This window comes from Enterobacter cloacae complex sp. 2021EL-01169 (genome assembly GCF_020733125.1).
GTDB lineage: Bacteria > Pseudomonadota > Gammaproteobacteria > Enterobacterales > Enterobacteriaceae > Enterobacter > Enterobacter roggenkampii.
On sequence record NZ_JAJFTC010000003.1, the window covers coordinates 316033 to 333002 of the forward strand.

The window sequence follows — 16970 nt, forward strand, 5'->3', positions numbered from 1 at the left end:
AATGATGAACAGTTTATCTCAGGCTGCCAACGGATTGCTGATGCAGCTGGTTATGGATCTGAGAAGTGGCTATCTGCGCCGCTGCGAATCGCTGGGACTGAACCGCGAGGAAATGCAGATGCTGCAGGGGCTCTCGCTCGAAGAGCTTCACTACCTTTCCGGCAGTGAGGTGTCGATCATCAGTGTGGGCATCAATCACGGCAATCTGGTGCGCATGCTGCAGCAGGCCCGGACGGAACAGAAACGACTCCAGCGTATCGATCGGGCGCTGGCGCTGGGCGGCTCCATTGAACTGATGGCCAATTACTTCGGGCTCTCCAGTACGGACGTGGCGGCCCGCCGTCGTATTGCCGGTATCGATGTCCGCCCGGGGCGCGGTAACGCACTGGGTGATGAGGAAAACGCCGCCCTGTGGCGACAGTGGCAAAAGTCCGACGTTGAAGATGCGGAAAGTGCTGACGGGCTGGACGTGATGATGCTGGCTGCAGAACAGATGAACGTCTCGCTGACGTCGGTCTGGCATGCGGTCCGTGGCTGGCACAAGACCCGGCAGCCTTCTCCGGCACGAACGCCGGTAAGGAAGACGGCATGAAATACAGGATGGTTGCGCCGGGCCTGCGGGCTCCCCATGGTACGCCGCCGCAATGCTGTCAGAAGGCGTTACGTCAGGTTCGCCGTTTCCGGCAGGGGGCGCGTAATTACACCCGGCTCGATGAGAAAGGTTGCGGTTACTACAAAATCGATCTCGGCCCGTTCTGGCGTCTGCTGAGTCGCAACGAAGGTCGGACATGGCTTCTTCTCAGCCACGAACGCTATAACAGCGCCATACGGAAATAGCAGCATGACAGCCTGTTTACCCTGCCCCCGTACGCGGGTGCAGTACTAAGCATACTGACAGTTCAGAACGGCCGTGATGGCGGCCGAAAAGGAAAAATAATGAGTCTGCCTGCAGAAAGCCTGATTGCTTATACGCTGGATAAAATGAATGCCCGCCTTGCGGCCAGTCCCCGGCGGGATGATGGCAGGATACGTAACGGCCTGCTGTTTACCGGAAATGTGCATGATTCCATTCCCCGCCGGCTGTTGCTCGACACGCGGTTGTCACCGCTGGACAAGATGGGCTGGATGATGATCCGGCTGTATGCACAAAATAATGAGGGGGCGGTTTTCCCCAGCTATGACGAACTGCAGTTGCAGCTTGCCTCACCCGGAAAGGGGAAAGCCTCAAGGGAAACGGTAAGCCGCGTCCTGCTGATGCTGCGAATAACCGGCTGGCTCAGCCTCTGTAAACGCGTGCGGGATGATAAAGGGCGGGTGCGGGGGAATATCTATGCTCAGCACGATGAGCCCCTGACGTTCAGCGATGCGGAAATGCTCGACCCCCGCTTCCTTGATGTGGTGGCGGATGCCTGCCTGAGTAAAAACCGGACTATCAGCCAGACTGCCCGCGAAGTGCTCGACGATATAAAAAACGACCCCACCATGCGCCATTATCGCAGCCATCTTGCGCTGATCGAATCGCGTCTGGACAGCCCACAGTCTCCCAGCCAGATGGCGAAACATCATCACCGAATACCCTGTCCCGCACCGGGTTCGGAAACCGAACTCAGTCATAAACGGCCAGGAATCGTCGCTAAAAAACAGGGTTCGGATACCGAACTCAGTCCAGAAAGGTACAACAATTCACTGAGTTCGGAATCCGTACTGCCAGTAAAAACAGGCAGTTATGACCGGGTTCGGAAACCGAACCATTACGTACGTAGTATCACACACAGTGTGAATAAAAATACGTACGTACCGGGTAAACCTGTGCTTCCCGACAGTCTGCATGAACTTGTGCCGGCTGAAGATATTGCCATGCTGACCGCCCAGCTGCAGGCGCTGCCTGAAGAACAGGCACAACTTGTGCTGCTCAGCCTGCAAAAGGTGATGGCACGCCATCAGCTCAGCAACCCGGTTGGCTGGTTGCTGGCCGTGATGAAGAAGGCGCGTGAGGGCAGGTTATACGCGCCCCGTCAGGGTGGCGATATATCTGACAGTGTCGGGAAAAAAACAGTTCAGCGTCCCGAACAGCAACAATGGAAACCCGAACCACGGGCCTCTGCCCGCCCGGTATCGGAGGAAAATATCAGGGATCTGGTGAAGAAAATTCGGGAAAATATCATAAATTCATGAAATTGCAGATTTTTACAGGCAGCGGAGCATGAAGTCTTGCACTTTTGCCAGCAAAGTGCTGGCTAAAAAGTGAGCGCTGTTGCCAGTGGCAACACTGGTTGAAAGCCAGGCAATACTTCTTCGCCATAAAAGAGATGAAGGTTCTGCAAATTTGTAACGGTGACGATCTGGTTTTAAGTTGTTCATATACCCCTCTCGCCCGGACTATCTCAAGCGTGTCAAAACTCATTACCCACTAAAGAGAGGCGTTAGACATGTCTGATGGTAAAACAAAGGGCGGAACAACCGCTTCACGAGCGGGGGCCCTACAGTCCTCTGTTAATATCCTGCTCCATACACATTATGCAATCCGGCTTTGGGAGGGCAGGAAACGTGATGCTCCGGACGAGACAGGGGTGAAAAAAAAGAGGCCTGAAATAATCAGCATGCCGCAAGCCATTGCGCGAGCTGGTAATGCTTCCCGAGACTCAGCGGCAGATAATCCCTATGCCGATATGGCTCTGGTACGGCTCGAAGAAGCCCTGCAACGAGCAACACTTAAAATTAATGAAAACGTCAGTTCACTGGATGCCATATTGTCAGCCGTACCCAAAGGGGTAACGCTCTCGGAAGTTGAATCAGCCGATCCGTTAAATGTGAGCGTTTTCAGCCGTTCACCGTTAGGATACCGGTGCGTATGGCTTCTGGTTGGATATGATCAGTTAGCAATGAAAGCTTTCCAGGCTTTTCATTACGGACTGATTTCGCGTTCGCAACGTGACGCTATCCTGGACAATGGTGGCCATGCTGTTCGTCAGGTCTATGGCGTGATTCAGCCTTACCGAACACTTGCAGTGACTCGCCGTGATATTGCAGAAAAAACCACGCAAGGGCTTGTTGCCATTGAGCGAAATGGCGAACCTGATCCGGATGTGTTAAGCGGTAAAAAACGTTCTTCGTTCTCACCTCCGCTTAAAAACACCATAGCAGAGGAGGAATGATATGATTCGCCCTGTGTTCCTCCTCACCTCTTTCTTTTTACTGAGCGGATGCGCAACAACGGACTGGGCTGCGATTAATAAACAGGTCAGCGATACCGCTGCGAACCTGAAAAAAACGTTAGGCGGCAACGATAGCGGAGAAAGTGGTGGGATGCCGCTGATGAGCCCGGCGGGGCAACAGGCCATGAAGTCCGTCGATAAAACGTTCTCCGTGCCGGTCGATGTGGATACCGCGGCGGCCCGCCTGAAGCGCCATTACAAATTTATCTCCACACAGGAGCTTGAGGCACTGCGGCAGGCCACAAATGACGGGGACTGGAAAGCGGCTGCTGAAGATGATGCGCATCCCGTCTGGGACGCCATGCCGGGCAGCTACTACAAAATGGGCTCCGACTGGAACGGACGTGATCACCTGGATATCGAAATCGAGAAAAACGGGTCCGGCAGCAGGCTCTATGTTGTCTATCGTTCATCATCATCACAGCGTCTGGCCGGGTCCGGCGTCACGAAGCTGATGAATGATGTCCGCGCTGTTGCGGCGGGTGAAAAACGCTGACGCGGGAGGCAACACATGCAACTCTTTCTGTGTGAAAAACCCTCCCAGGCAAAGGATATTGCCCGCGTGCTGGGTATCAGCAAGCGTGAGCAGGGATTTATCAGCGGCGGTAACATCGTTGTGACCTGGGCGGTCGGCCATTTACTCGAAACTGCCAGCCCTGAAGCCTATGGCGAGCAGTATGGCAGGCCGTGGCGTGCCGATGTCCTGCCTGTGCTGCCTGAGGCCTGGAAAATGGTCGTCAAAGAGCAGACAAAATCGCAGTTCACCGTTATCAGTAAGCTGCTCAAAAAGGCCTCTGAGGTGGTCATCGCCACCGATGCCGACCGCGAGGGAGAAGTTATCGCGCGTGAGCTGCTGGAATACTGCCACTACAGTGGCGCGGTGCGCCGGCTCTGGTTATCAGCCCTGGATGAGGCCAGTGTGAAGGAAGCACTGAGCAGTATTCTTCCGGGGGAAAAAACAGCCCTGCTGTATGATGCCGGCAAGGGCCGGAGCCAGGCTGACTGGCTCATCGGTATGAACCTGACCCGGCTTTATACCCTCAAAGCCCGTGACTCAGGGGTGTCAGAAGTGCTGTCCGTCGGGCGGGTACAGACGCCGACGCTTGCCATGGTGGTTAACCGGGATAATGAAATCACGTCCTTTGTGCCAAAGCCCTGGTGGCAGGTACATGCGCTTATTGAAAAAGAGGGCGTCCGGTTCCGGGCTGGCTGGGTGCCCGTTGAGCAGTACTGTGACGAGGAAAAGCGTTGCATCAATCCTCAGGCAGCCCGGGCGGTGGGACAGCTTTGTCAGCAGCAGGGCAGGGCTACGGTACTGGAGGTGACACAGAAGCGGGAGAAAACGGCGGCACCCCTCTGTTTTGACCTGGGCACCCTTCAGCAGGTCTGTTCCCGAAAATTCGGCATGGGCGCAAATGATGTGCTCGCCATTGCTCAGTCACTTTACGAAACCCATAAAGCGACCACCTACCCCCGGACAGACTGCGGTTTTCTGCCAACCTCCATGCAGCAGGAAATTCCCGACGTGCTGGCAGCAGTGGCGAAATCCGATCCCGCTGTGGCCCCGGTACTGAATCAGCTGGACAGGAAGTTTGTCTCGCGTGTCTGGAATGACAAGAAAATCACCGCGCACCATGCCATCATTCCCACCCGACAGGCATTTGATTTGTCGCGCCTCAGCGCCGATGAGCTGAAGGTCTACCAGCTGATTCGCCAGCATTATTTCGCCCAGTTCCTTCCGCTGCAGGAATCTGACGTGACAGAGGCGTCTTTCAATATCGGTGGCCAGCTGTTCCGTACACGCGGGAAAGTCGGTGTGGTGACGGGCTGGAAGTCATTGTTCCAGGCTGAAAAAGATGACGATGAAGAGGACGCCGATGGTGACAGTATGGCGCTGCCGGCGCTGGCAAAAGGGGATATTTGCGCTGTCACCGGTGCTGAGGTTAAGGATATGAAAACCAGTCCGCCAAAACCGTTCACGGAGGGGACGCTGATTGCTGCCATGAAGAACGCGGCCAGTTTCGTCAGTGACCCGAAGCTGAAGAAAGTGCTGCGTGATAACGCCGGTCTGGGCACAGAGGCGACGCGTGCGGGCGTACTCGAAACCCTCTTCAAACGACACTATCTGGAGAAAAAAGGGAAGCACATCCACTCAACGCAGGTGGCACGAGAGCTGATTGCGGCCCTGCCGGAAACGCTGACGAGCCCGGGCATGACCGCATTATGGGAGCAGGCACTGGATGATATTTCGCAGGGGAAAATGTCGCTTGCGGTCTTTATGCAAAAGCAGCTGCAGTGGACCCGTCACCTTGTCGAAAAAGGCCGCCAGGACAGTGTGAAAATCACCGCTCCCGTCACGCCTCCCTGCCCGTTATGCAAAGGGCCCACACGTAAACGTAAAGGTAAAAATGGTGATTTCTGGGGGTGCATACGCTATCCGGACTGTGAGGGAATTATCAGTACAGGTAAGAAGAAAGCAGCGAAGCGTAAAAAAACATCGGTTAAGGCTAAAACAGAATAATCCGCGCAGTATTGAACTATTTCACTGTACAACCCCGGGGCGGGTTCTGCTATTGTTGCCAGGCTTTGATGCATAGGTGCCCCGCTGGCCACGGTGCTGTAAGGTAAACTATAACGGGATTTACCCGCAGCAGGCCTGGCAGGAAGTTATTGCACACTAACTGACCTGTAAGACGCATGCACTCCGTGAAAACCGCGTCGGGATTTTTCCCCGGAGACAGATGAGACGACTGCAGGTTAAGGCACTGACCCCAGGGCACCGGAAACGGTGCCCTTTTATTTTTACGGATCACGTTTTCCATTTTGACCGTTGACATTCCGGGAGGACGGTTTAATTATAAAAGTGCTAAACCGTCGTTCATACGACCACCAATGATTCAGTAGCCTGTGAGAATCGCCTTCGGGTGGCTACAGCGAAAGCTCCTGTAACCTGAAAGGGAGCAAACTTTGGTACATCTGCGCACCTTTGAAAGCAGATATCGCCTGTACAAGCGCATTACGACGCGGCGATGAAGGTTCCTTCAACATACCAGACTCTCAGGATTCAACCGATCCTGACCCCCGACGGGAAACCACTCCCGTCAGGGCAGATGGTTTCTCCGTCGTACCTATTTTTACCTCCATGGAGAAAACATCATGTCTGCAAACAACACTTCTGCATCTGCAAAATCTGAGTACTTCAACCTGACTATCAAAGGCATCGGGTATCTCAGCAACATTCGCCAGGTTAACCATCAGAATGGCTCGTTCCTCAGCTGCGTAATCAATGCACTGAGTGGTCCGACTGATAATCCGGCCTACGTCCGTTTTGACATTTCTGTCGCAGGTAAAGAGGCAACCAGCCTTATCGCCCGCTGCCAGAAAGCCGTCGATGAAGACAAGAAAGTCCTGTTGGGCTTTAACCTGAGTAACCCGTCCACGGACATATTTACGCTGAACAAGGGCGACCATGCCGGCGAACAGCGCGTCAGTCTGAAAGCCCGCCTGATAAAGGTGGACTGGATCAAAATAGGCCAGGAAATGGTTTACAAGACTGAAAAATCTGACTCCGTGCCGCCGCAGAATGGCTCTGTCGCACAACAAAACTACGCAGAAAACTCATTCTGATGCGCACCTGACACACCCCGTTCGCGGGGTGTTTCTTTATTCCTTACAGGAGAAATGATTATGTCCTCACGCGGCGTTAACAAGGTTATTCTTGTCGGAAACCTCGGCCAGGATCCTGAAGTTCGTTATATTCCTAACGGCAGCGCAGTTGCCACCCTTTCGCTGGCCACGTCTGAGAGCTGGCGCGATAAGCAGTCCGGTGAACAGAAAGAAGTGACCGAATGGCACCGGGTGGTTATTTTCGGCAAGCTGGCAGAAATTGCGGGTGAATATCTGCGTAAAGGCTCCCAGGTTTACATCGAGGGCCAGCTGCGCACACGCAAATGGACCGATCAGGCCGGCCAGGATAAATACACCACAGAGGTGGTGGTCAATATTGGTGGCACCATGCAGATGCTTGGCGGTCGGCAGTCCGGCAGCGGTCAGAATACGTCTTCCCGGAATGACTGGGGCCAGCCTCAGCAACCTTCCGGACCGACTCACAGTGGCCAGGCTTCCGGCAGCAGTGCCGGTGCGCCACCGATGGACTTCGATGATGATATACCGTTCATTGGATTCGGGTATGGAGTACCAAAATCGGCAATCCATGCACTCTGAACAGCCTTTATGGCAGTTGCTCTGAACTTACACATAATCCGGTCAGCATTTAAGGATAACTGACATGCCTGTTATACTGAGGATCAACGGTTTCCGGTTCTTTTTTTATTCTAATGAAGGTAACCCGCTCGAACCTGCACACATTCACGTAATGAAAGCAGGTAGTGAAGCCAAATTCTGGTTAACGCCATCAGTGGTACTGGCCAGTAACGATGGGTTTAATTCACGGGTATTAAAAGAACTGACGGGGATCGTTGAAGATAACCAAGCATTGTTTCTGGAGGCCTGGAATGACTATTTCAGCTAAACGGGTCAGCTTCGATGAGGCCACGATGTGGGTTGAACTCAACGACGCCCGTACCATCGGTGTGCCGCTGGCATGGTTTCCACGCCTGTTGCATGCTTCAACTGAACAGCTTAACAGCTATGAACTGAGTCCCCGTGGTATCCACTGGGACGCGCTGGACGAAGACATTTCTATTGCGGGTTTGCTTGAAGGCCGCGGCGATGTGACCCATCGTCCCCATAAAGTAGCCTGACAGCGCGCTATTAGTGAAAAATGCTGGCTTTTGCCGGCGTTTTTTTTCATCAACGGAAAATCAGTTGTTAATTGAGTGAAACCGGACCGATTCCGCACAGTGAGGGCTGTTTTATCACTGTACAGGAAAAATCCGGATGAAACGTAACACCTCTCACAACGTATTTTCACCAGGCAGGCTTGCCACTGTTCTTCCCCTGCTGCTCCTTGCGGGCTGTGTTTCCCAGCCGCAAAAGTTGCAGCAACGTGCGCCTGCCGACCCGACACCCGGCACCACCGTCACCCGCAACGTTCAGCCGGTCTCTCCGGACGAGTATGCGCGGACGCCGGAAGTGGTGCGCTACGATCGTTATCTGCTGGTCAGTACCGATCCGCAGGCGGCCCAGCGTGACCCTCTCTCGCAGATTATTGATATTCGCATCCCGTCATCCCTGCATCCTACCGTGGCGGATGCGCTGCGTTACGCCCTGCGCCAGTCCGGTTATTCCCTGTGCGCGACCGGCTCCGCCAACGGCGTGCTTTACCGCCAGGCATTGCCGGCAGTCCAGTACCAGCTGGGCCCGATGCGCCTGCGTACTGCCCTGCAGGTCCTGGCTGGTCCGGCCTGGCAGCTTGAGGTGGATGATGTACAGCGTGTGGTCTGCCACAGCCTGCGCGACGGCTACCAGTTGCCGGTCTCCCAGCTTCCGCCGCCGGTCAGCACCTGGTCCGCGCCTGCGCCGTCAGCGGTGTCACAACCGGCCATCAGCGCACCTCAGTCCGTCCCCGTTAAACCTGTCAGCGGAGGGTTTCTGAGAAAATGAGCGAACAGCAACCATTCCATACGGATCCCGCGCCGGCCCGTAAAAGATTCAGCTGGCGTCCCCGCCGCCGCCTCATCTGGGGCGCTGCCGGCGGTGTGGCGCTGGCCGGCATTCTGGCGCTGGGCTACACCGCCTTCAGCCTGGGCATATCGGACCTTGATGAGCGCCTTACACGCCTTGAATCTCAGGGCAGTACTGCGGCCACTGTTGAGACAGTCGCGGCCCTGCAGTCAGATGTGACCACGCTCAGAGCCGGTCTGCAGGATAGCCAGAAAAAACTTGGTGAGATGCAGCAGGAGCTGAGCGCAGCAGCGAAACAGGCCGGCAGCGACGACGCCGTGCGTCAGTCATTGCGAACCCTTCAGGACGCCCAGCAGGGGCTGGAAACCCGCCTGAGTGCGCTGACTGAGCAGCTGACAGCGCTGAAATCACAGCCGGCACCCGCACCCGCCGCACCTGTCGCCGCACCGGTCAAAAAAAACGCGCCTGCTGCAAAAAAGCCCCGTCCCGCTGACACACGTCGTGCTGCTCCGTCCCTTCGCATGGCCCGCAATGCGCCTTTTGTGCTGACGGGTGTGGAGAAGCGGGGGGCAGAGTCCTGGGCTGCCATCGCGCCCCGGGGCTACAGCAGCCTGTCGCAGGTGGCCCTGGTCGGAGAGGGCGAAACCGTTGCCGGCTGGACGCTGGTCAGTGCCGGTTATGGTGAGGCGACGTTTCGGGTTAACGGCCGCCTGACCGTGCTCAGAGCAGAATAACGGAGCGAATAATGAAACTGAAACATACCTTTTTAGCCGCCATGCTGCTGAGTCCCCCGACCCTGGCCGCGACCACATCAGGACAGACGGATGTCAGCCGACAGGAATCAACACAACGGGCGGACTCCGCTCAGCAAAACCTGCAGCAGCAGGCCGGACAGTGGGGACTCAGTACCGACGATTATCAGCGTTATCAGCAGCTGATGAAGGGACCCCGGGGTATCCAGTCGCCGGGTCTCGATCCGCTTTCCACCCTGGGTATTGAGGCGCAGACGCCGGCAGAGCGCCGTAAGTTTGCTGAAAAGTGGGTGAAGGAAGAGTTTGCCCGCACCCAGAAAGAGCTTGATTTCCAGCGTGAGGTGAACGCGGCCTGGCAGCGCCTGTATCCGGGCACACTGCCGGTCAATATGGGGAACGCCTCCGGCGTGGCGCACGACAGTGGTGGCCGGCTGGCGCTGTTCGTCAGGTCAAAAGACTGCGCCACCTGCGACGCGAAACTGTCTGCCGTGCTGGCTGACAACCGGCCGGTGGACATCTATCTGGTCGACAGCCAGGGCAGTGATGATGCGCTTCGCAGCTGGGCGCGGGACCATCACATTCCCGTGGAAAAGGTCCGCAAGCGCCAGATCACGCTTAACCACGACGGCGGACGGTGGATGCGCTTTGGTAACGGCCTGATGCCGGTTTTACTGCAGCAGGCGGGAGACGGTAAATGGGTAATCGCAGCGTTCTGACCGGCGCGCTGGCGCTGGGCTTACTGATGGCGGCCGTCCCTGACGGCCATGCTGACCAGACGGTGCCGGAGGGTTACGTCCGCGTGGCCATGGCGCACGGCGTGCCCCCGGAAGCGCTTTACTCGGTATCACTGAGCGAGTCTTCGCGCAAACTTCCCCGCGGCGTGCGGCCATGGCCCTGGACCATCAATGTGGCAGGCAAAGGGTATCGCTATGAGACGCGTCTGCAGGCCTGGCAGGCGCTGCAGGTCTTTATGAAGCGTCACGCGCTTAAGCGCATCGATGTCGGTATTGCCCAGGTCAATCTGGGCTGGAACGGTCATCATTTTGCCTCGACGTGGGAGGCGTTTGACCCTTACACCAACCTGAACGCCGCCGCCACCATTTTGCGTGAGTGCTGGGCGCGTAAGCCAGGCAGCTGGCTGGATGCGGCCGGCTGCTACCACCATCCCGCAGGTGGTCAGCCTGCTGCACGTTACCGCGCCATTGTGAGAAGGCATCTGGCAAAAATCAGCCCTACACCCCGCATTTCTGCGCCGGCAGCTGAAGCGCCCCGTTCGGTTGCTGCGCTCACCCCCGATCCAGGCTTCGTCTGGACTGAACCCGGGAGATAACCCTGATGAAAACGCTGTCCTTACTGCTTTTTACCCTCCTTCCCCTGACCGGCCATGCTGAACTGAATGTGATTGCTGATCTGGGCGGTGAAGATGCTGCGCCGTATTTTGAGGCCGTTAATAAACAGCCCGGTATGAGCACGGGAAACGACACAACATCTTCACCCCCGTCACCCGTGCTGCAGGGCGAGGCCGCCATGCTGCCGGTATTCACGCCGGAGTTGCGCCCGGGCAGCATTGCCGACCGGCCGCTGCAGCTGCCCGGCATCGGGGCGTTGTTTCTGGTCGGGGATGATGCCCTGTCCCGTGAATGGCTGAAGGCTAATGCCGGTGAGCTGGCTGAACAGCATGCGGCCGGGATGATAGTCAACGTCACGGATATGGCTACCGTGCGTGAGCTGCGCGAGCTGGCACCCGGTGTCAGTCTGGCCCCGGCTTCCGGCAGCGAGCTGGCCCGTCGCCTGCAGATTGCGCATTATCCGGTACTTATCACCGATACCGGCCTGACGCAGCAGGTTAAGCCGTAATGAGCGCGCCATATATCAATGGTCTGCTGATGGCGCACCCTTACGGGGCGGTCATACTGGTCGTCCTGTTCCTGGTGGTGATGGTTTTTCTGAACCTGCGCCGGCGGGAGAAAGCCAGCACCCGCCGTCACCGGCGATACCGGGCAACGGCGGGGAGGGTACTGAATAAGCTTAACAGCCTGCCGGGAGACGGGCAGCGCCTGACTTATCTGCGCAAAATCAGCCCCTATGTCTTTGAAGAGCTGTTGCTGTCTGCCTTTGAACGTCAGGGGCTGACCGTGGTGCGTAATGCCTCCTACAGCGCTGACGGCGGCCTTGATGGCCAGGTCATCATCGACGGGGAATACTGGCTGATTCAGGCCAAACGGTACAGCCGTGCTGTTTCCCCCGCACATGTTGAGGACTTTGACCGGCTTCTCCTGCAGACCGGCCGCCGCGGTCTGTTTGTCCACACGGGCCGTACCGGGAAGATGAGCCGCGCCATTCGCACGACATCACCGCGCCTGCGCATCATCAGCGGGCAACGCCTGCTGACCATTCTCGCCGGGCAGGACGTCCGGCAGTATCTCTGAGGAATCATTTATGCACATCATCCTGAACAGCCTGCGCTGCGCTTTGTGGCTTGTGTTCTGTTTATTCCGTCATGCCGTTTTCGTGCCTGCCGCTTTCGGCGGTGTCTGCCTGCTCGCCTGGTTTGTTTTCGGCCATCCGGTCAGTGACCTGAACGACCAGTTGCAGAAAGAGGCAAAGGCATGGCGCACCGCGCCGCCCGGGCACTACATGTGGGAGGGATGCCCGGTGCCTGATAATGCGGCTCCGCCTGATGCAAAGCCGGCAGCCTGTACCGTCACTGCCGTCTCCACAGAAACCGCGGCGAACAATTACCTGCTGTCATTGCGGGCCGTATGGATCATTTTTTTCATTCTGTCGAATGTCCTGTATGTGCTCTGGCGCTTACTGGCGGATGCCCTGCGTTTTCACTCTCAGCCCTGCAGGGAAGCCGGCTCCGCAAAGGGGACGTATACCCGCAGGGCCGACGGTAAAATCATAAAGGAGGCAGACGATGAGTAACCGTTACGTCATTGAAGCTCTGCTGCGTCCGGCCGTTGAGCTGAATACCGCCGTGGTATCGGGCATGGCGGCGTATGTCTGTGTGCAGGCACCCTGGGCTGTCGCCCTGGCACCCTCTGTAAGCTATGTCACCGCAGCCGGGTTTGCGGCGCTGGCCGTCACCCGCACGCATCAGGGGATGAAGATTATTCGCTACCGCCGGAATCTCCGCCGTCTGCCGCGCTATGTTATGAGCACCAAACAGATCCCCGTCAGCCATCGTCGCCTGTTTCTCGGCCGGGGGTTCCGCTGGACCCAGAAACACACCCAGCGCCTGCAGGATACGCTGCGCCCGGAAGTGGCCCGCTACCTGCAGCCGAACCGCTTTTATCAGGGCGCGCGTCAGCTTGAATTGCTGACAGAGCATCGTCTGCCCTGGCTGGGGAAGCTGCTGAGCGCCGATACGCCGCTGAACCCGGTGCGGCCATTACCGCCGGTGGGTGGGAATCCGGCGCTGCACGGCATCGAGCCCGACGAAAAAGACGTTACCCTGGCCCTGGGGGAGCGCGTTGGCCATACGGTGGTGTACGGCACCACGCGCGTCGGTAAGACCCGGCTGGCAGAGCTGCTGGTCACCCAGGATATCCGGCGGGGTGAAGTCACCATCGTGTTTGATCCGAAAGGCGACGCAGACCTGATGAAACGCGTCTGGGCAGAGGCCCACCGGGCCGGGCGCGGGGATGAGCTGTATATCTTTCATCTCGGCTGGCCTGAAATTTCAGCCCGTTATAATGCCGTCGGGCGTTTTGGTCGCGTGTCAGAGGTGGCGTCCCGCGTGGCCGGTCAGCTGTCGGGTGAGGGGAACAGCGCGGCATTCCGCGAATTTGCCTGGCGGTTCGTCAACATCATCGCCCGTGCGCTGGTCGCCCTGGGTGAGCGCCCTGACTACACGCTGATCATGCGCTACGTGAACAATATCGCCGATCTCTATATCCGCTATGCGGAAAAAATCATCCAGGCGCAGCTGCCAGCTCTGCAGACGCAGATTGAGAATAATCAGCAGGTGCTGGGAGAGGACGACGTGCCCCGTAACATGCAGGGTCAGCCGGATGCCTTACGTATCTGGGCCATTGAGGTTGCCCTGAGTTCAGAAGAGGGTAAAAAACTCTATGATCCCATCCTTGACGGGCTGCGGTCAGCGGTACGTTATGACCGTACTTACTTTGACAAAATCGTGGCGTCGCTGCTGCCGCTGCTGGAAAAACTGACCACCGGCAAGACCGCCGAGCTGCTGTCGCCGGATTATCAGGACATTGACGACACGCGGCCGATTTTTGACTGGGAACAGATCATCCGTAAAAAAGCCGTGGTGTATGTGGGGCTCGATGCGCTCAGTGACAGTGAAGTGGCGAGCGCGGTCGGTAACTCCATGTTCGCCGATCTGGTGAGTGTGGCCGGGCACATTTATAAACACGGTATCAATGCGGGCCTGCCGGGCGGGAAAGAAGGGAAGTCCCTGATTAACCTGCACTGCGATGAGTTTAACGAGCTGATGGGGGATGAGTTTATTCCTCTCATCAACAAAGGGGGCGGTGCCGGCATGCAGGTGACGGCCTATACCCAGACGTCTTCTGATATTGAGGCACGCATCGGGAATGCGGCCAAGACGGCCCAGGTACAGGGTAACTTTAATAACCTGATTATGCTGCGCGTCAGGGAGAACCGCACCGCCGAGCTGCTGACCACGCAACTGCCGCAGGTGGAGATTTACACCAAAACGCTGGTCTCCGGGCACCAGGACACGGCCGATGTCAATGCAGACCAGGACTTCACCTCAAGCACCCAGGACCGCGTCGGGACGGTAAAAGTCCCGCTACTGGAGCCGGCCGATATCGTGACGCTGCCAAAAGGGCAGGCGTTTGCCCTGCTGGAAGGCGGGCAACTGTGGAAAATCCGCATGCCGCTGCCTGCCGGGGATGCTGATGATGTGCTGATGCCGGAAAGCATCGAGAAAATAGCGGAGGAGATGCGGCGCAGCTATCACAGCGGCGAATCCTGGTGGCGGGACGGTCCGGCCCTGAACGTGCCGGTCACAGGAGGGGCGAATGGCTGAGGTAAAACGTCCCCCACAGCAGCAGACACTGCCGGAACGCAAGCACGGCATTCTGTATAATCTGCTCTGGGGCTGGCCATGGGCCCTGGTGGGCGTGGTGCTGTCCTCGCTGCTGCTGAGCCTGCTGATTGAATATATCGGCATCGCCTTCTTCTGGCCGGAAGCCGGGGCGGCGCACAGTGAAGCGGTTATGAATACCGAGCTGGGGTGGCTGTCCACAGAGTTCACCCGCAGCCTGCTGCTGTCTGAGCCATCGGTGACGGTTGTGCGCTGGGTGACCACTGCCTATCAGTGGGCTTTTGTGGACAGTGGTTTTCTCGACTGGGTCCGGCAGCAGTATGCGCACCAGATGCACAGTGACAATGCCGTCACCCGAGAAATCAACAGCTGGAGCGGCTGGCTTGCCGGCTACCTGCGTGAGTACCTGCTGGCCACGGTATGGATAAGCATTATCACCCTGGTACGCGTCACCATCCTGGTGCTGTCCGTCCCGCTGTTTGTGCTGGTCGTGGTGGTGGCGCTGGTTGAGGGGCTGGGGCGGCGTGATCTGCGGCGGTACGGCGCGGGGTATGAAAGTTCGTTTGTCTATCATCATGCCAAGAAGCTGGTCAAACCGGCCGCTGTGGTGCCCGCCATGCTGTACCTTTCCTGGCCCACGGCAGTCTACCCCAATCTGCTGTTGTTGCCGGCGACTGTTCTGCTGGGGATCGCCGTAACGGTGACCACTGCGTCGTTCAAGAAGTATCTTTAAATCAGGGCTGGACGGAGGCGTGCAAAACTTGTTTTGCGCGCCTGCCGTCAGCAGACAAGCCATGAAACGACCGTTACTGGCGCGTCAGTGTCAGTTATTAAATACCGTCAGTTCTGTCACTTTGAAGCTGTCTGGCTTGTTGGTTATGCTGTCGTAGGGGGCCTGTAGCTTCCATTGCTGACCCGGCTCCAGATTTTCAGCCATCGCTGCCGTATTTCCTATTACTGCCCCATTCTGAAGCAAGTTGAATTTGACAATTACAGTCTTCACAGGCCCACCTGACACGTTTGTTCCCGTGCCTTCAATTTGCTGCAAACCATTTGCTGCTGAGGCGAAATGCAGGTCTGAAAGCTGGACTTTGCCAGTACCGTCGACCGCAAGAACAGGGCCGCTAATCAGTGCAGTGATTAACGTGGCCTTCAGAACAGTATTCATCATTTTCATTTTCCCTCTGTTTAACGTTGAGTTTTCTTAATATCACAATGAACCTTTATTTACAGCTAAACCTGCCACCGACACTGACCTGCAATTAATTTTGAAATTCCTGTTTAGGGTTTATCGCTGACCCGACGCTTCCTCTTCCGCATCCTGTCCGCACCCCTTAATCCTTCTGGAGGTGCGTATGAACTCACATCGTCCGGCCATGCGGCGCAACCGTCGTGTCCCGGGCATCACTGGTCTGGTATTGCTGACCTTTCTGGCATCAGCTGTTGCACAGGCATCCGAGAAAGACGAGCTTGCGTCTGTTCAGCGTCAGCTGGACCAGGTTCAGGCGTCGCTTGAACGGGCCCGCGTGGCGGCTGCACAGGCCGACCCGGCTGACCGTGGCCGCTTTTTCTTTGATTACCGTCAGGCCACATCCGATCTCAACACCATCCGCAGCGGCATTGACCGCTATCTGGAGCCCTCCCGCGCGCAACCGCGTGACCCGTCTTATGTGGCCGGTAATTACCGGCGGGAGCGGCCCTGATGTCCATGACATCCGAACAAACGAACGCGTTTAAAGCCGGCTCCGGCAGTCTTGATGTGAACATCCTTCATCTGCTCTGCATCGGGGCATTGCTGGCGTTTCTTTTTTTATGGGCCGCGTGGGCGCTGTCGGATGTCTGGACCGGCTGGAGTAACACCAAAGTGCGGGACGCGGCCCTGGGGCGTTTTGCCGTCCGCACCGTGCTGCTGTTGCTTGTGTGTATCTGGATGTTTGCCAGTTAACCCGATTATGAACGTTAAGTCAGGAGATGAATTCCATGCACCATTCTGAGTCTGTTGTTGCCCGCCTGCGCCGTTTCGCCAGTCGTACGCTGACCCGCGCCGGTACGCTTGCCCTCCTGGGCTGGCTCACCTGCAAACCGGCCTTTGCGGACTTGCCAAGCGTTGAAGCGCCTGAGTCCGGAGGCGGAAGCGGGCTGTCCGGACAAATCAAGGGCTACCTGCAGGACGGCATTGTTATCGGGGGGCTGGTCGTGGCGGCCGTTGCCTTTATCAACGTTGCCATTGCCGCCCTGCACACCTTCACCGAAGTCCGCAATGAGAAAGCCACCTGGACCAAATTCGGGGCCATTGTGGTGGTGGGTGTGGTGCTGCTGGTTGCCGTTATCTGGCTGCTCGGCAAGTCTGCCGACATTCTGCTGTAGGAGCCTGCGACG

Annotated in this window: 24 protein-coding genes; 22 read left to right on the top strand and 2 right to left on the bottom strand. The window is 57.2% G+C overall.

Annotated elements, in window-relative coordinates:
* Nucleotide 1 precedes the first annotated feature (1 nt).
* The 3 genes from LLF79_RS12700 (at nt 2) to LLF79_RS12710 (ending at nt 2175) form a co-directional block, all read left to right on the top strand.
* Nucleotides 2-592 (top strand): DUF2857 domain-containing protein, encoded by a 591-nt coding sequence (locus tag LLF79_RS12700; RefSeq protein WP_004115574.1) that lies wholly within the window; start codon nt 2-4, stop codon nt 590-592.
* On the top strand, nt 589-837 hold the full coding sequence (locus LLF79_RS12705; RefSeq protein WP_004115572.1) for a hypothetical protein: 249 nt from the start codon (nt 589-591) through the stop codon (nt 835-837). The genes LLF79_RS12700 and LLF79_RS12705 overlap by 4 nt, the downstream gene beginning before the upstream one ends.
* A gap of 99 nt (nt 838-936) precedes the next feature.
* Nucleotides 937-2175 (top strand): STY4528 family pathogenicity island replication protein, encoded by a 1239-nt coding sequence (locus LLF79_RS12710; RefSeq protein ID WP_004115571.1) that lies wholly within the window; start codon nt 937-939, stop codon nt 2173-2175.
* 12 nt (nt 2176-2187) lie between these two features.
* On the opposite strand, the gene LLF79_RS12715 is transcribed toward LLF79_RS12710, so the two are convergent.
* Nucleotides 2188-2361, bottom strand: coding sequence for a hypothetical protein (locus tag LLF79_RS12715; RefSeq protein WP_154816772.1), 174 nt, complete (start codon nt 2359-2361; stop codon nt 2188-2190).
* A gap of 68 nt (nt 2362-2429) precedes the next feature.
* Between LLF79_RS12715 and LLF79_RS12720 the strand changes: the two genes are divergently transcribed.
* The 16 genes from LLF79_RS12720 to LLF79_RS12795 all read left to right on the top strand — a co-directional run bounded on the left by LLF79_RS12720 (nt 2430) and on the right by LLF79_RS12795 (nt 15324).
* The gene (locus LLF79_RS12720; protein ID WP_004115569.1) at nt 2430-3155 is read left to right on the top strand and encodes a PFL_4669 family integrating conjugative element protein; all 726 of its coding nucleotides are present in this window, start codon (nt 2430-2432) and stop codon (nt 3153-3155) included.
* Between the two features lies 1 nt (nt 3156).
* Nucleotides 3157-3711 carry a hypothetical protein gene (locus LLF79_RS12725; RefSeq protein ID WP_004115567.1) on the top strand — a complete coding sequence of 185 codons (555 nt, stop codon included), beginning with the start codon at nt 3157-3159 and terminating at the stop codon, nt 3709-3711.
* Between the two features lie 15 nt (nt 3712-3726).
* The gene (locus LLF79_RS12730) at nt 3727-5736 is read left to right on the top strand and encodes a DNA topoisomerase III (protein WP_004115565.1); all 2010 of its coding nucleotides are present in this window, start codon (nt 3727-3729) and stop codon (nt 5734-5736) included.
* Between the two features lie 635 nt (nt 5737-6371).
* Entirely contained in the window at nt 6372-6842 is a 471-nt protein-coding gene (locus LLF79_RS12735) for an STY4534 family ICE replication protein (RefSeq protein ID WP_004115563.1), read from the top strand.
* Between the two features lie 60 nt (nt 6843-6902).
* Nucleotides 6903-7439: a single-stranded DNA-binding protein gene (locus tag LLF79_RS12740; RefSeq protein WP_004115562.1), complete on the top strand. Its 537-nt coding sequence runs from the start codon at nt 6903-6905 to the stop codon at nt 7437-7439.
* 64 nt (nt 7440-7503) lie between these two features.
* Nucleotides 7504-7746, top strand: coding sequence for a DUF4160 domain-containing protein (locus LLF79_RS12745; protein ID WP_004115560.1), 243 nt, complete (start codon nt 7504-7506; stop codon nt 7744-7746).
* The gene (locus LLF79_RS12750; RefSeq protein WP_004115558.1) at nt 7730-7978 is read left to right on the top strand and encodes a DUF2442 domain-containing protein; all 249 of its coding nucleotides are present in this window, start codon (nt 7730-7732) and stop codon (nt 7976-7978) included. The genes LLF79_RS12745 and LLF79_RS12750 overlap by 17 nt, the downstream gene beginning before the upstream one ends.
* A gap of 136 nt (nt 7979-8114) precedes the next feature.
* On the top strand, nt 8115-8780 hold the full coding sequence (locus LLF79_RS12755; protein WP_004115557.1) for a PilL N-terminal domain-containing protein: 666 nt from the start codon (nt 8115-8117) through the stop codon (nt 8778-8780).
* On the top strand, nt 8777-9535 hold the full coding sequence (locus LLF79_RS12760; RefSeq protein WP_004115554.1) for a hypothetical protein: 759 nt from the start codon (nt 8777-8779) through the stop codon (nt 9533-9535). The genes LLF79_RS12755 and LLF79_RS12760 overlap by 4 nt, the downstream gene beginning before the upstream one ends.
* A gap of 11 nt (nt 9536-9546) precedes the next feature.
* Nucleotides 9547-10269 (top strand): TIGR03759 family integrating conjugative element protein, encoded by a 723-nt coding sequence (locus tag LLF79_RS12765; protein WP_004115552.1) that lies wholly within the window; start codon nt 9547-9549, stop codon nt 10267-10269.
* Nucleotides 10248-10883 carry a transglycosylase SLT domain-containing protein gene (locus LLF79_RS12770; RefSeq protein ID WP_004115550.1) on the top strand — a complete coding sequence of 212 codons (636 nt, stop codon included), beginning with the start codon at nt 10248-10250 and terminating at the stop codon, nt 10881-10883. The genes LLF79_RS12765 and LLF79_RS12770 overlap by 22 nt, the downstream gene beginning before the upstream one ends.
* Nucleotides 10884-10888: 5 nt before the next feature.
* The gene (locus tag LLF79_RS12775) at nt 10889-11410 is read left to right on the top strand and encodes an integrating conjugative element protein (protein ID WP_004115548.1); all 522 of its coding nucleotides are present in this window, start codon (nt 10889-10891) and stop codon (nt 11408-11410) included.
* Nucleotides 11410-11982 (top strand): restriction endonuclease, encoded by a 573-nt coding sequence (locus LLF79_RS12780; protein ID WP_004115546.1) that lies wholly within the window; start codon nt 11410-11412, stop codon nt 11980-11982. Before LLF79_RS12775 ends, LLF79_RS12780 begins: the two co-directional genes overlap by 1 nt.
* 10 nt (nt 11983-11992) lie before the next feature.
* Nucleotides 11993-12481 (top strand): hypothetical protein, encoded by a 489-nt coding sequence (locus LLF79_RS12785; RefSeq protein WP_004115543.1) that lies wholly within the window; start codon nt 11993-11995, stop codon nt 12479-12481.
* Nucleotides 12474-14573: a type IV conjugative transfer system coupling protein TraD gene (gene traD, locus LLF79_RS12790; protein WP_004115541.1), complete on the top strand. Its 2100-nt coding sequence runs from the start codon at nt 12474-12476 to the stop codon at nt 14571-14573. Before LLF79_RS12785 ends, traD begins: the two co-directional genes overlap by 8 nt.
* On the top strand, nt 14566-15324 hold the full coding sequence (locus LLF79_RS12795) for a TIGR03747 family integrating conjugative element membrane protein (RefSeq protein ID WP_004115539.1): 759 nt from the start codon (nt 14566-14568) through the stop codon (nt 15322-15324). Before traD ends, LLF79_RS12795 begins: the two co-directional genes overlap by 8 nt.
* A gap of 90 nt (nt 15325-15414) precedes the next feature.
* Here LLF79_RS12795 and LLF79_RS12800 read toward each other — a convergent pair whose 3' ends face one another.
* The gene (locus tag LLF79_RS12800) at nt 15415-15762 is read right to left on the bottom strand and encodes an FxLYD domain-containing protein (protein WP_004115538.1); all 348 of its coding nucleotides are present in this window, start codon (nt 15760-15762) and stop codon (nt 15415-15417) included.
* A 184-nt stretch (nt 15763-15946) separates the two neighbouring features.
* Here LLF79_RS12800 and LLF79_RS12805 point away from each other — a divergent pair, with 184 nt between their 5' ends.
* The 3 genes from LLF79_RS12805 to LLF79_RS12815 are packed head-to-tail and all read left to right on the top strand — an operon-like array spanning nt 15947 to nt 16958.
* Nucleotides 15947-16294, top strand: coding sequence for an RAQPRD family integrative conjugative element protein (locus LLF79_RS12805; protein ID WP_004115537.1), 348 nt, complete (start codon nt 15947-15949; stop codon nt 16292-16294).
* The gene (locus LLF79_RS12810) at nt 16294-16536 is read left to right on the top strand and encodes a TIGR03758 family integrating conjugative element protein (protein ID WP_004115536.1); all 243 of its coding nucleotides are present in this window, start codon (nt 16294-16296) and stop codon (nt 16534-16536) included. The genes LLF79_RS12805 and LLF79_RS12810 overlap by 1 nt, the downstream gene beginning before the upstream one ends.
* Before the next feature lie 35 nt (nt 16537-16571).
* Nucleotides 16572-16958 carry a TIGR03745 family integrating conjugative element membrane protein gene (locus LLF79_RS12815; protein ID WP_004115535.1) on the top strand — a complete coding sequence of 129 codons (387 nt, stop codon included), beginning with the start codon at nt 16572-16574 and terminating at the stop codon, nt 16956-16958.
* Nucleotides 16959-16970: the final 12 nt, after the last annotated feature.

What these genes read in the sequence shown, in the direction of transcription:
- LLF79_RS12770 (WP_004115550.1), top strand. Translation starts at nt 10,248, where the DNA reads ATGGGTAATCGCAGCGTTCTGACCGGCGCGCTGGCGCTGGGCTTACTG.
- LLF79_RS12740 (WP_004115562.1), top strand. Translation starts at nt 6,903, where the DNA reads ATGTCCTCACGCGGCGTTAACAAGGTTATTCTTGTCGGAAACCTCGGC.
- LLF79_RS12720 (WP_004115569.1), top strand. Translation starts at nt 2,430, where the DNA reads ATGTCTGATGGTAAAACAAAGGGCGGAACAACCGCTTCACGAGCGGGG.
- LLF79_RS12810 (WP_004115536.1), top strand. Translation starts at nt 16,294, where the DNA reads ATGTCCATGACATCCGAACAAACGAACGCGTTTAAAGCCGGCTCCGGC.
- LLF79_RS12755 (WP_004115557.1), top strand. Translation starts at nt 8,115, where the DNA reads ATGAAACGTAACACCTCTCACAACGTATTTTCACCAGGCAGGCTTGCC.
- LLF79_RS12745 (WP_004115560.1), top strand. Translation starts at nt 7,504, where the DNA reads ATGCCTGTTATACTGAGGATCAACGGTTTCCGGTTCTTTTTTTATTCT.
- LLF79_RS12795 (WP_004115539.1), top strand. Translation starts at nt 14,566, where the DNA reads ATGGCTGAGGTAAAACGTCCCCCACAGCAGCAGACACTGCCGGAACGC.
- LLF79_RS12785 (WP_004115543.1), top strand. Translation starts at nt 11,993, where the DNA reads ATGCACATCATCCTGAACAGCCTGCGCTGCGCTTTGTGGCTTGTGTTC.
- LLF79_RS12750 (WP_004115558.1), top strand. Translation starts at nt 7,730, where the DNA reads ATGACTATTTCAGCTAAACGGGTCAGCTTCGATGAGGCCACGATGTGG.
- LLF79_RS12715 (WP_154816772.1), bottom strand. Translation starts at nt 2,361, where the DNA reads ATGAACAACTTAAAACCAGATCGTCACCGTTACAAATTTGCAGAACCT.
- LLF79_RS12735 (WP_004115563.1), top strand. Translation starts at nt 6,372, where the DNA reads ATGTCTGCAAACAACACTTCTGCATCTGCAAAATCTGAGTACTTCAAC.
- LLF79_RS12730 (WP_004115565.1), top strand. Translation starts at nt 3,727, where the DNA reads ATGCAACTCTTTCTGTGTGAAAAACCCTCCCAGGCAAAGGATATTGCC.
- traD (WP_004115541.1), top strand. Translation starts at nt 12,474, where the DNA reads ATGAGTAACCGTTACGTCATTGAAGCTCTGCTGCGTCCGGCCGTTGAG.
- LLF79_RS12700 (WP_004115574.1), top strand. Translation starts at nt 2, where the DNA reads ATGATGAACAGTTTATCTCAGGCTGCCAACGGATTGCTGATGCAGCTG.
- LLF79_RS12815 (WP_004115535.1), top strand. Translation starts at nt 16,572, where the DNA reads ATGCACCATTCTGAGTCTGTTGTTGCCCGCCTGCGCCGTTTCGCCAGT.
- LLF79_RS12800 (WP_004115538.1), bottom strand. Translation starts at nt 15,762, where the DNA reads ATGATGAATACTGTTCTGAAGGCCACGTTAATCACTGCACTGATTAGC.
- LLF79_RS12765 (WP_004115552.1), top strand. Translation starts at nt 9,547, where the DNA reads ATGAAACTGAAACATACCTTTTTAGCCGCCATGCTGCTGAGTCCCCCG.
- LLF79_RS12805 (WP_004115537.1), top strand. Translation starts at nt 15,947, where the DNA reads ATGAACTCACATCGTCCGGCCATGCGGCGCAACCGTCGTGTCCCGGGC.
- LLF79_RS12775 (WP_004115548.1), top strand. Translation starts at nt 10,889, where the DNA reads ATGAAAACGCTGTCCTTACTGCTTTTTACCCTCCTTCCCCTGACCGGC.
- LLF79_RS12710 (WP_004115571.1), top strand. Translation starts at nt 937, where the DNA reads ATGAGTCTGCCTGCAGAAAGCCTGATTGCTTATACGCTGGATAAAATG.
- LLF79_RS12725 (WP_004115567.1), top strand. Translation starts at nt 3,157, where the DNA reads ATGATTCGCCCTGTGTTCCTCCTCACCTCTTTCTTTTTACTGAGCGGA.
- LLF79_RS12760 (WP_004115554.1), top strand. Translation starts at nt 8,777, where the DNA reads ATGAGCGAACAGCAACCATTCCATACGGATCCCGCGCCGGCCCGTAAA.
- LLF79_RS12780 (WP_004115546.1), top strand. Translation starts at nt 11,410, where the DNA reads ATGAGCGCGCCATATATCAATGGTCTGCTGATGGCGCACCCTTACGGG.
- LLF79_RS12705 (WP_004115572.1), top strand. Translation starts at nt 589, where the DNA reads ATGAAATACAGGATGGTTGCGCCGGGCCTGCGGGCTCCCCATGGTACG.